The organism is Hassallia byssoidea VB512170 (assembly GCF_000817785.2).
Lineage (GTDB): Bacteria > Cyanobacteriota > Cyanobacteriia > Cyanobacteriales > Nostocaceae > Hassallia > Hassallia carrinoi.
In genome coordinates, this window is record NZ_JTCM02000008.1 from 1 (window position 1) to 12,615 (window position 12,615).

Here is a 12,615-nt window from a genome sequence, read left to right on the forward strand (position 1 = left end):
AGATCCGCAACCACCCACGAATATTTTTGATGTTCGCGCTTCGCGTCTCCCCTTGGGAGAAGCCTGTCCACATTTGTAAGCGAGAAGACTTCGCCCAATCAATCGCAGAACTCTTGCTAGTGTAACTTTCTTCTGCAACCAGTACGGTGATGCCGACTCTTTCTAATTTATAAGTCAGCATCTCGATAAATTTTGCGTGTGGTATCTGAGTAAAGTTTTGGTTTGTGCGCTTACCTAAATTAAGACGAGTTTTCCATTGTTCATTTTTTCCTATTGATACGTGAGTTACACCAAGAGATAAAAACTCATCCACAATCATTTTTGTGGACTGATGTAAATATGAATCTACAAATTGATTGCGATTACGAACGATGTTTGCAATTCGCCTTTATTTGCCTTTACCTAAGAGTAGAAAACCTTGGAATTTAGCAACCTGCTTGTTATAAAACTGGTTTGCTGATTTCAATGGTTTCCCATTTACAATAATCGGCTGTATTGCTAGTTCATTGAAAACAATCGTCGCTAGATTATCTAAACCAATATCTATCGCCGCACTCAACCCAGGATTCAAACTGCACTCATAATCTGACAACTCTGGAATTTCATAAACTATTTCGATAACGAAGCATCCCGTTTTGGGGATAATTCGTACTTCGCACAAGTTCTCAAACTTTAGTCCCGGCTTGACTGGAATCTGAATTGGTGACATTGATGGGACAACTAAACCTTTACTAAATTCTCTTTTACCAATTGCTTGATTATTGAACTTAACTAGGTTTTTCTCATCAACATAACTAGGTGGTTTCGGTCTACCTGTAAACTTGCTATCGTCAGTTTTATAAGCTGCCAATGCCTTGTAGTACGCAATCCAAGCATCTGCATTCTGCTTTAAAACGAGTTGTGCTACTTTCGCGCTCCATTGCTTTGTAGTTCTCATTTGAAGAAAACAGCGTGTCTAATTTAGCCTGTGTTTGAGTTCCCCAGCCATAGAAAAAACCTTGACGTTGAGTCAATTGAGCAGTGTTATAAAGCTGTCGATAAACCGTAGTAATCTCCCCGCAATAATCAAACCACTCATGTCCATCCTTGATTAGGTGCTTTTCGACTTGACGCATATTGATCAACTTTGGCAATGAAATTAGTATATCACGAAAGATACAGTCAGATATATTTGACTATAAAATCTAGATTAATCTCCTTTAGAGTTTAACGCTTCCACAATTTTTTCTGTTTTGCGTTTTGCCCTGCGCTGACCATATAACCGTGCTGCAAAGCTGGTAATTATCGCCACCAAATCTTGCATTAATTCATCCCGACCATTGTCGGCTAGATTAACAACCTCTAAATTTACCCCTAATCTTTTAAGTAAAATGTCCATGTAATGTGTACCAAATCTGCCTAATCTATCTTTGTGTTCGACTAACAAAATGTCATAATCATCTTTGAGTAAAAGCTTTTCTAGTTTCTTGCGATTGTCGTTTAGACCGCTCCCTACTTCCTTCACGATATAGGCGATCTGATATCCTTTGGCAACTGCATATTCAGTTAATCTAAGAGCTTGTCTATCCAAGTTATCTTTATTTTCAGCACTTGAGACTCTGGCATAAATCGCAACCCTAACAAGACCCCCTGGTATCTTTTTTGGATCGTAATCAACAATTACCGTACCTGTGGGAAGTTGTTCTGTCGGGTATGGTATCTTACCTGCCTTGTAATGTCGCCAAGCTGTAAGGTAGGAAATCCCCAAGGTTTTAGCATAATCAGACAATTTCATTACTTCTATGGTTTTAGACGATGCCTGACTATGTTAGACTATATTTTGTTTAAAGTTTTCGAGATACATATTCTTATTTTGGGAATGTACTAGTGTTATGAACATATCGCAGAATTTCATCCACCGCTCGCTTTGCTCCTCCAGCAGCACGACAAGCGTCACCCAGACGATCGCTGTTTGCGACAAAAGAGCGATCGCCTAGAATTTGCTGCGCTGTCTTTTGCAAACGTTCCGCTGTCACATCTTCTGGTAAAATCATAATTCCCGCACCCTGCTCCTCAATGCGGTGTGAAATAATCTCCTGCTCATAAGTTTGGGGAACTGCAATCATCGGCACCGAGTACCAGACAGCCTCCCGCGCTCCCCCTCCCGCACCGTGCATAATAAACAAACTAGCACGCTCTAATATCTTTAGTTGGGGAACAGTACCCGTAGGTCGAATTATAAAGTTTTCTGGGATATCTCCCAAAAGCGCAGCATCCATTCCCGGACTCAACAGCATTATAACTTGAGCATCAATGCTGCCAAAAGCCTGAATGCAGCTTTGATAAAATGCCAAACCTGGATCGTGAATGTTGCCAAATGAAATCAGAATTACCTTATCTTTTTGTAATTGCTCCATTGGAAAATCATATTCCATCGCCCGCACCGGATTGCACGGACCGACAAAATGAAACCGCTCATCGAATTTATCGCTATAAGGCTGAAGTTCTGGCGGTAAATAACAAATATTTAGAGGTTCGATATTAGTAAATGTATCAATAAATTTAATCGGGGACAAGCCGTAACTTTCTCGTAGTTCTCGTTGATGTTGACGATAGTGCTTCATGCTGCCTGCTGCCTCCTTTAACAATCGGGGAAGTTTCTTTCTTAGTCTGGGACATTCATAGAAACTTTCTGGAGTGAAGGCAGCGGTAGCGATGGAATTGACAGCGGGAATATTCAGCAACTGCGCTACTAATCTTCCCCAAAGACACAGCGAGTCGTGAATGATGTAATCTGGCTTTTCCTCACGGACTGATTCTAAAAGTGCCGGCAGCATCTCGATCGCGCACCAAGTTAACGAGGGTACTAGAGACATTTCGTTTTCCGCTGGTGGTGCTGTCTGAGGATTTAGCGGAGGATAACAACGAAAAGAAGCTCCAAACGTCTCGATTTCTTTCTGAAAACGGTCAACTTCGTAGTAAATTACCTCTTCACCTCTTTTAATTAGCTCTGCCATTAATCCAAAAGTGGGGATGATGTGTCCGGCAGCGGAAACGTTCATGAATATAATACGACTCATAGAAAAATAATCTGATTTGGGAATGGGGAATGGGGAGTGGGGAGTGGGGAGTGGGGAATGGGGAGTGGGGATTATTTGTTATAAATTAGAAGATACAGGCAACGAAACAGAGATAATAAGCTGATGAAATTTCTTAAGATTGGGGCGATGACCTACACTAACAAAGGTTGTCCCTGTCTCTAACAAAAGACGATAAAGATTTTCTTCGTTGTTGACATCTAAAGCGCTCGTTGCCTCATCTAAAATTGCATATTTTGGTTTTGTCACTAGTATCCGGGCAAAAGCCAGCCTTTGTTGTTCTCCCAAAGAAAGAACGTAACTCCAATCTTTCTCTACATCAAAACCACCGAATCGTTCTGCTAAGTTTGACAGATTTACCCTGTGGAGAATTTGACGAAGTTCTTCATCACTCACATCAACTTTGGCGTTAGGATAAATTAACTGATCGCGTAGAGTGCCTAAAATCATGTAAGGACGCTGCGGTAAAAATAGCATTTCTTCTAATTCCGGGCGAAAAATTACACCTGTTCCCGAATTCCATAAACCAGCTAAGGCACGCAACAGAGAAGTTTTTCCACTACCACTTTCTCCCATAATTAGTAATCCTTGTCCTGGTTGCAGTTCTACCGAGAGATTTTTAAATAAAGTCTTTTGATAATTAGGAGTTTCTAAAGTCAGGTTTTCAACTGCTAAACGGTTGTCTTTTACTATATCAATTTTTTTATTAGCTGTTTCTTTTCTTGGCTGTTTAAGATATTCATAAAAGATGTATAGACGGTCAATTGAAGCCGCAAATTTAGTGAATATTTCAAACTGATACATTATCAAATTGACAGAAAAAGCGACGCTTCCAAACGCCCCCATAGCTTCTGTCACTTTTCCCACTTCGAGTTTACCTATGAGAATCTGGTTTCCGAGAATCACTGCTGGTAATATTAAGGTGAGATTGCCAAAGGGATATTTAAATATATTTAAATACAACTCTGACCATAAAATTAATCGTTTAAAGTTATTAAATACTTCATTGAAGAGAAGTTTAATTTTGTTGGCTTCTTGAGAAGTTCCGTTATAGAATGCAATAGACTCGGCATTTTCTCGAATGCGAACTAAACCAAAGCGAAAATCAGCTTCTTTTCTCAGTTGATTTAAATGTAGTTGAGTTAATTTTCTGCCGTAAAAGCCAATAGTGATAGAGTAAGCTAATATTGAATAAATTAATAAAGCCAAAACTAGATTTATGGAAATAGACCAGAGAATGAAGCTAAAAGCAATTACTACAAAAATAGATTCAATAATATTTACAAAAAACTGAATGGATTGCTGGCAAAAACTGGCGACATTTTCGGCAATACGTTGGTCTGGGTTGTCAATTTCTTGGTTAAAGTTACTCAACTCATAAAAAGCGCGATCGCTAAAATATTGATTTAAGAAGCGATCGGTCAACCAGCGACGCCAATAAATCCCTATTGTCTCTCGCAGATAGCCATAGCCAGAATTAAGGAAACCAGAAATGATTATCCCTCCTAATGCAATTACTACACCTTGCCAGAATCGAGCGCTATCACGGGCAGAAAGGGCAGAAATTAACTCTCCCTGTATGGTATTTAAGAACACCTTGACCTGAGTGTTGGCTAATAATAACACTCCGAGAAGCACAAGTAGAGCATTAGCACCTTTTTTTTCATTACCTAGCCAATAAAGTTTAGCGATCGCCCAAAACCGCTTGACCACCGTCAAGTTGAATCGATTCATTTGTATAATTTATATATGTTTTTAATGATGAAGACTTCCAGTAAGCAACAGTTCGCTTGTGGATTTTAATACTATACCCTATAGTCACTTGGCTATAATTAATCAAGGTCAAAGTCAAAATCTCGGCTTTGATGCTGTGTAGTGTTGATTACCAAGTTTTTGATGATTGGGTGCGACACAAGCGATCGCTTACAGAAAATAATGTTGTAATATTATGTCGGGTTGAACAACTATAAATAAATATAACAGCCGATTGTCGCTTAAATTAGAAATTTATAGATAAAATGCGTATTTTCACATTAATTTGGTTGGGACAATTAGTTTCTCTGATTGGCACCTGGATGGCTGTATTTGCTCTGGATATCTGGGTTTTTCAGAAAACAGGCTCCGCTACCCAGTTCGCTTTAGTTACCTTGACTTCTACGGTACCACCGATCCTGATTTCGCCATTAGCAGGCACATTGGTGGATCGTTGGGATCGGCGCTGGACAATGATTATTAGTCATTTGTGTAATGGGCTGTCTACACTAACTATTCTGGCGCTAGTAATTACCGGTCAACTAGAAATTTGGCACATTTACCTGAGAAATGTCTTCATTTCAATTTTCGGTGCTTTTCATTCGCCTGCTTATAAAGCTTCGATCACATCCTTGGTTCCTAAAGACGATTTAGCCCGCGTCAGCGGTATGGTTCAACTTTCAATGGGCATTCAGCAAATCATCTCGCCTTTACTAGCAGGTATTTTGCTGAGTCTTATCCAGCTTAAAGGTATTCTCCTGATCGATTTAGCAGCTTTACTGGTTGCCCTTGTTCCCCTTGTGTTAGTGCCATTCCCTCAAATTAGTCAGCCTGCTGATGAGAACCAAGAGCCTTTATCAATTTTGCGAGAAATAGGCTACGGCTGGACTTATTTGACTGAGCATTCTGGATTACTAAGGTTTTTGATTGTCTTCACCATTTACCAATTCTTGATCGGGTTTGTTGGTGTACTGATGTATCCCTTAATTCTTTCTTTGACTACCCCAGCTAGCTTGGGACAAATTGCATTCGTTGGCGGTATTGGTACTCTCGTGGGTGCTTTGGTGATGAGCACTCAGAAAAATAATTGGAAAAACTTGATAGTCCCAATACTTAGCGCCATGTCCTTAAGTGGGCTGTGGATTGCCCTTGCTGGTTTGCGTCCCTCTATTATACAGATTGCGATCGCAACTTTACTTTTCTTTTTGACTGCTCCTTTCATCAACGGTTCAGTGCAGGTTATTTTTCAGACACAAGTTGCCGAACGAGTACAGGGAAGAGTCTTTGCTTTAACCGGAGCGATATCGGGGATTGCTATACCGCTAGCTGCACTTGTTGCTGGTCCTTTGGCTGACCGTGTTTTTGAGCCACTAATGGCATTTGATGGACCTTGGTCTAGAAACATTATTGGTCAGGTGATTGGTTCTGGACCAGGTCGCGGTATCGGACTGCTATTTGCGATCGTCGGGTGTTTTATAATGGTGGCAGCACTTATTGCCTATCAATACCCTGGCATCAGAGAATTAGAAGAAAATTTACCTGATGCGTGAATCTTCATTACAACAAACTGCCTCTAATTTAAAAGTGATAGAGGCAAGTCCCATTGCTTCTACTCTTTAACTTTTATTATCATCGCGTAAAAGTCGCCCTAAGACAAATGTGAATGGTGCAAGTCTAATTCGCATACCACCTTCCACAAGATGGAATGCTCCACCCGATGTCGCGATCAGCAGATCAACTCCGGAGAACTCACCATACAAATTAGGAATCTTTAAAGCCTGCTCAAATACTGGTCTAGGTCCAAGGTTCATAGCAATGAAGAGCGGCTGATCAAAAGCCATACTATGAATAAGTACACACCAAAGACCATTCTTTCTAGAGGATAATAAAGTGCGGGTTCCACTTTGAATTAGTTTGTTTTGAAACCTAATTTCGGCAAGCTGTTGAATCAGTATGAAGGTTGGGTGGTTTTTGTTATAGGGTTGGAAAGATTTTCGGTTAATCGGACCAAACTGCCAAACACACGCAGGGTTCTCAAACATGTCCTCCCGCACGTAGCAATCATGACCAATCCATTCTCCTGTATCCTCTCGTTGATGCATCCCTAAAGCACCAGAAAACTCTTGCTCGGTTCCTTGATAGATAGAAGGTATTTGAGGTCCAAGAATCAAGCAGGCAAGAGCAAAGTGCAGATAAACTCTAGCATCGTCTTGGCTTGGTATGCGACTTAAGAATTCATGGAATATTCTAGTTGTGTCTTGGTTTTCGAGGAACATAATATTGTTCCTCCAACCTGCATAATATGAGTGTGATGGAGCCAGAAAACCACAAAAATAATCTGCCAAACCCCCTAGCCAACTTTGATCGGCAAGAGAGTACTTGATGGCGGTATAATAAGTTGGGTAGTCTATTATATTCGAGAATTTCGCGTCATTGTAGGCAATTAATTCTTCGTGAGTGCTTCCAGCGTGTTCGGCTATTTGCAGAAACTGCTTTTTCCCAAGATAGGTGGTATATCTTGATATCTCTTCAACGCAAGGCTTCCAAAAGTCAAGACCAACGTGACGTGCGGAATCGTATCGAAAACCATCAATGTCCGTTTCCGCAATCCAGTATTTGAGATGGTTAATTAGCAACTCGCGGACGTAGCTTGTCTCTGTTCGCCAATCTTCCAAAAAGCCAAACAGTCTTTGATTCACCATATCAGTGTATTCCGGACCGTGGAAGAGTGATGTGTTACGTGCTTCTACGGGAAAAGGCATGACTGTAGTATCATCACCTTGCAAGTATTTAAATTCCCCTCCAGTCGGACCACCATAATGCTCCCAGTTAATACTATCTGTGATATGATTGTTGACGACATCTAAAATGACAGCGATATCAGCTTCATGAGCTTTCGCGACAAGCTCGCGCAGACACATAAGTGTACCCAGACGTGGATCGACCATCAATAGGTGAATTGGATGATAGCCATGATAGCCGTCAGCAGCGTTGACATACACCGGGCTGAGGATAATTGCTCTTATTCCCAATGACTTCAGGTATTGTATCTGATCGGTAACGCCACGAATTGTCCCACCGTGGCTTGCATATGGGTCAGAAGGATTATACCTGACTGCGCCTAGATCGATGCGATCGCTGTTGTCACTCCGGGCAAAGCGATCTATTATTATAGAGTAAAACAGACGTGCGCCCCAATCCGGGGGGCTAGATGTCATTTCAACCTGTGGTATTGGTCCATACAGAGGTTGGTTGTTAACAAACCCAAGAAACACTGATTGGATCTCAGCCATCGATCGAGGTGATGTATCGCAGACAAGAAGAAAACGCGATCGCACACTTGTATGCTCCGAACCGAACATATCAACATAACCCAGGCTATATCGATATCCACCCCCGCTACTGATAGGTGGTAGGGTGAGTGAAAACATTTTGAACCCATTTTCGACAATGCCTTCAGTATGTGCCGTAATTCGACCTGAATCGCAATATCCTTGTCCATCATTCAACTCATAAGCTATTTGCCCACAATCTGGATCTTTTGATAAGCTAATACCAAATCTAATACAGATTTTCTCATCACTCCTAAACACCCAAGTAAATGGTGCAATGTTCGGTTCAAGATGTACTTCACAGTATTCTTCAAAGTAGCGCATAAAGTGGTTCTACAAATAATTGAAAATATAATACCAATTATGTGTAGACTTATATCTTTAATCTATGATAGAAGGGCTAGGGCTAAAGATACAAGTCACGCCAGCGCGGGCTACAAAACCCCTAATTTGGCGTAATTTACGTAGATAAGTTTTGTGAATATAGCGACGCTATTATATGGTATTGGGCGGGCGTGCTTAATAACTAATCGCTTTCTTACCAGGCAATTCAAAGATATCATTTGATTGCTTTGCTCCCATCTTAAGTGGATCTTCATGGGTAATGGCATAAGACCGAGAATTGTTGAATGTCAATAAGATGCTGAAAATAAAGATCGGACTGTAATTATCAACAATATTCATCTAATTGAGAATTAAAAAATTCTGACCTATCATCTTACACCCAACACCTAAAAACTCAGATAAAAAAGACTGAGGTTTTAATTTTATATATTATTGAAGAAATGTTTAGAAACTTTAAGACTGACGGCTATAATGTCATATCAAGTGTTGGGCCCTATCGCACGCTCGCATTGGGAATTGGAAATTGGGAATGAGAAAAGTTATTACCCATTACCAATTACCCATTACCAATGCCCAATTCCCCATTACCCATTACCCATTATCAATTACCCCTTTTTGAAGGGTGTCAACTCAGGTGGGGGGATCTGATCCGAATCGTATTGCGTCAGATTTTCCGTACCAGCAGCCAACAATTCCTCATCAAATTGCTGATAGGAAAAATAATAGTAGAAGCCGATTGATATGAGTAAAAATAGCAGCCCTTCTAGAATCATCAAAAAACCAATTCCACGCCCAGTACCCGTTCCAATCAATTTTCCAACAGTGCTAGCAAGCACCCCGTCATCGGATAGCATAGGTTCCAAGATTCTGTCAGTTAGTGGGCTGGCACTGATATTACCAAAAGCCAACCCCAAGCCTGTTACTGCGCCGAACAATGAGAGAACACGTCCCTGAACGTTTGGGTGTACGCTATTTTGCCAAATTGTATTATTAGTACCCATAATAATCGGCAAGGTAAAAAACGAGAGAAAAATGCCACAGGCTATTAAGGGGATAGAGGGTTTTATTCCAGCGATTACTATACCTATCCCATTCAATGCCGAAAACATAAACAGAGCAGAGATAGATTTTGTTCCTCCTCCCCAGATACTCATAAAGATGCTACCAGCAACCATTCCACCGCCAGCGATTGACATTATACTCCCATATGTCGTAGCATCCGAAAAGGATAATATCAGCGGATTAATCAAGACGGTGGTTATCCCATTCACAAAAAAATAAATTGTCATGAATGCCAGTAGGGTTAGCAAAACAGGGCGAGATGAAATGTTTTCCCAGCCGTAAATAATGTCATTGATGATACTAGTAATTCCCTCACCCGATGTTGTGCTCTTTTCTGGCTGAGGAATCTGAATAAATAGTAGCGTTAACACTGCAATCATATTGGTAGATAAATCAATCAGCAGCAAGCCCTGAAGTTGTATAGTGGCGATGAGTACACCTGCCAAGACTGGTGCAGCAAGCTGTCCTACCGCTGTGCTGAACTGAATTAAGCCATTGGCTCTCCCCATCTGATTCCTCTTAACCATCATGGGTAAAGCAGCTGACTTTGCAGTCATTTGAAAAGAACCGCACAATGAGGTTAAAAATGCAGAGATATAGGTATGCCAGAGTTGCAGATTATGAGATTGTAGCAGTAAGACGAGTGTTATTGTGACAAAAGCCACAATTATATTATTGAAAATAATTATCCATTTTCGATTCCACCGATCTACTAATGCACCAACGAAGGGGGTGATTAATACACCAGGTAAGGTTGTAAAAAATAGAACTAGGCTTACTTGTGTAACGGCGTGACTGTTCTGATAGACCCAGATACTTAAACCAAATCCTGTCAAGCGGGTTCCGACTTCAGCCGGAGACTGCCCAAGCCAGAAGATAATAAAGCTACGGAATTCACGAATTAGTTCAAGTACTTGACTTAGATATTTCATAATTCAGTTGAATAATTGGTGAGAATATTAGAAGTGGAGGTAAATAATAAATATTCAGTTTGGCATGTTTATAAATGTTATACAACTCATAATTTTAAAGCTCTCTTCATAATAGCGGGTATTTGTGCTAGCGATCGCCGTCCTGGAGGAGTAAAAAATTGGCTAATAGGTGGCTTAGACCAGAAATTTACAGAAATATTTAGCTTGTTATTTGAATTTTCCAGCGAGTATACTTGATGCCACCAAAAAACAGGAATAAATAAAATTTCACCTGCTTGGATAACACACTCAAAATATTTAGCTTTGGGAAAGTTGGGAAATTTATCAAAATCGGGTTGATCGATATTGATTTGGCTCATGTGCGGGATTTTGGAATTAGCGGGGAAAGGATATAGTGAAGAAGTTTGTTGGGGATTAAATAGTAAAAAACGTTTTCGACCGCTAACTTGAGCAAATAAGTTATCCATTGCATCGTAATGCAGCGGGGAAATGTTGCCCCCAGAACCAATCCAAATGGTCGGATCGGTCAAGAGCTTTTTATCGAAGTATTCTGGTAACTCAATATCCGAAAATATCTCTGGAAAATTTGCGGGAATTGATTGTTGTTGGAGATAATAGTAATTATCGGTTGACTTCTCTTTTTGCAGCAGGTTGATGAACTCGATGAAATTCATTTTTTGTCTCAATTTGGCAAACCCATTTTCTTGATTGCCGGTGAAGAGACTGTTTTGCGAAACACTAATATCAACTTGTGTATTGCCGATGACGGTGTTAAGATAATCCGCTGTCCACAAAGAGAGCGCATTCCAACTCTTCATTGCCCCAGTGATAATGACGGGTTTTCTCGGAGAGAGAAAGTTTTGAAATACTTCTCTCGTCGGTTGTTCAATCCGTTCAATTTGAGTCACTGCGGTGAAGTCATTTTTTATCATGTGTTGGAATTAGTCATATTGAGTTTATTATCGGCTGAGGAAATTCATAAGGAATTAAACGCACTCGTTTCGCAGAGTTTCACTACGAATCTGGTGATATGTAGTTAGTTCCTGCTATTTTTGATTGAGTGTGAATTTATTTGACCAGGCAGCAACAATTTCTGAAAATATTGATTCTAATGGTTTGGTGATAGACCAATTAGGATAATGCTTTTTTATTTTCCGTAAATCACTATAATAACATATATGATCTCCTTCCCGATTTTTTTCTATATACTCGTACACCATTTTTTTGTTAGTTAATGATGCAACGATATCAAAAGCTTCTAATATCGAACAGGTATTTTCTTGTCCACCTCCTAAATTATAAACTTCACAACTGCGGGGTGCGGCTAGAAATTCCTCGATAAAGCGGGCAACATCATAAGAGTGAATATTGTCCCGCACTTGTTTGCCTTTGTAACCAAACACTTTATAAGTGCGACCTTCTAAATTACATTTGACTAAGTAGCTGAGAAATCCGTGCAGTTCAACACCAGCATGATTTGGACCTGTCAAACATCCTCCGCGCAAACAGCAGGTTTTTAGCCCAAAATAGCGACCGTATTCTTGAACCATAATATCGGCAGCAACTTTAGAAGCACCGAAAAGAGAATGTTTTGATTGGTCGATGCGACACGATTCGGGGATACCGTGCTTATAGGCAGGATCGGCATAATCCCAACGAGTTTTTAATTCTGTCATCGGAATTTCATTAGGTACATCTCCATACACTTTGTTGGTAGACATATGCACAAACGGAGCTTTTGGGGCAAATTGGCGAGTTGCTTCTAAAAGATTCAGCGTCCCTACAGCATTGATATCAAAATCATCAAAGGGAATTGTTGCCGCGAGGTCGTGGCTGGGTTGTGCTGCTGTATGCACGATCGCATCAGGTCTCAGGCTATCAATTAAGTCTAGTATGCCCGGGCGATCGCGTACATCTATCTCGTGATGGACAAAACCTTTAATTTGAGTTTCTAAGCGTTTTTGTTGAGAGCGAGTATCTCCTTGAGAGCCAAAGAATATTGCTCTTTGATTATTATCAATGCCGTGAATTGCCCAACCTTGATTGGCAAAATATAGGCAAACTTCGGAACCTATTAATCCTGACGATCCAGTTACAAGTAATTTTTTCATTAGA

The 12,615-nt window shown here is 40.4% G+C and carries 10 protein-coding genes; 1 reads left to right on the top strand and 9 read right to left on the bottom strand.

The window, feature by feature from the left end:
* The 5 genes from PI95_RS35630 to PI95_RS06120 form a co-directional block, all read right to left on the bottom strand.
* Nucleotides 1-313 (bottom strand): IS200/IS605 family accessory protein TnpB-related protein (locus PI95_RS35630; protein ID WP_336507027.1); only part of this gene is annotated, 313 nt, incomplete at its 3' end.
* A gap of 75 nt (nt 314-388) precedes the next feature.
* Entirely contained in the window at nt 389-937 is a 549-nt protein-coding gene (locus tag PI95_RS35635) for a hypothetical protein (protein ID WP_236116951.1), read from the bottom strand.
* Between the two features lie 252 nt (nt 938-1,189).
* Nucleotides 1,190-1,774 carry an IS607 family transposase gene (locus tag PI95_RS06110; protein WP_039753398.1) on the bottom strand — a complete coding sequence of 195 codons (585 nt, stop codon included), beginning with the start codon at nt 1,772-1,774 and terminating at the stop codon, nt 1,190-1,192.
* Nucleotides 1,775-1,847: 73 nt separating this feature from the next.
* On the bottom strand, nt 1,848-3,059 hold the full coding sequence (locus PI95_RS06115) for a macrolide family glycosyltransferase (protein WP_039753397.1): 1,212 nt from the start codon (nt 3,057-3,059) through the stop codon (nt 1,848-1,850).
* A gap of 78 nt (nt 3,060-3,137) precedes the next feature.
* The gene (locus PI95_RS06120; protein ID WP_039753395.1) at nt 3,138-4,811 is read right to left on the bottom strand and encodes an ABC transporter ATP-binding protein/permease; all 1,674 of its coding nucleotides are present in this window, start codon (nt 4,809-4,811) and stop codon (nt 3,138-3,140) included.
* A 284-nt stretch (nt 4,812-5,095) separates the two neighbouring features.
* Here PI95_RS06120 and PI95_RS06125 point away from each other — a divergent pair, with 284 nt between their 5' ends.
* Nucleotides 5,096-6,379, top strand: coding sequence for an MFS transporter (locus PI95_RS06125; protein WP_039753394.1), 1,284 nt, complete (start codon nt 5,096-5,098; stop codon nt 6,377-6,379).
* Nucleotides 6,380-6,445: 66 nt separating this feature from the next.
* On the opposite strand, the gene PI95_RS06130 is transcribed toward PI95_RS06125, so the two are convergent.
* The 4 genes from PI95_RS06130 to PI95_RS06145 form a co-directional block, all read right to left on the bottom strand.
* A complete protein-coding gene (locus PI95_RS06130; RefSeq protein ID WP_039753392.1) occupies nt 6,446-8,485 on the bottom strand; it encodes an alpha-amylase family glycosyl hydrolase in 2,040 nt (679 codons plus the stop codon).
* A 626-nt stretch (nt 8,486-9,111) separates the two neighbouring features.
* Complete coding sequence (locus tag PI95_RS06135) at nt 9,112-10,500, bottom strand: MFS transporter (RefSeq protein WP_163518649.1); 1,389 nt, start codon at nt 10,498-10,500, stop codon at nt 9,112-9,114.
* Nucleotides 10,501-10,586: 86 nt separating this feature from the next.
* The gene (locus PI95_RS06140) at nt 10,587-11,408 is read right to left on the bottom strand and encodes a cupin-like domain-containing protein (RefSeq protein WP_163518650.1); all 822 of its coding nucleotides are present in this window, start codon (nt 11,406-11,408) and stop codon (nt 10,587-10,589) included.
* 138 nt (nt 11,409-11,546) lie between these two features.
* A complete protein-coding gene (locus PI95_RS06145) occupies nt 11,547-12,611 on the bottom strand; it encodes an NAD-dependent epimerase/dehydratase family protein (protein ID WP_039753389.1) in 1,065 nt (354 codons plus the stop codon).
* Nucleotides 12,612-12,615 lie beyond the last annotated feature (4 nt).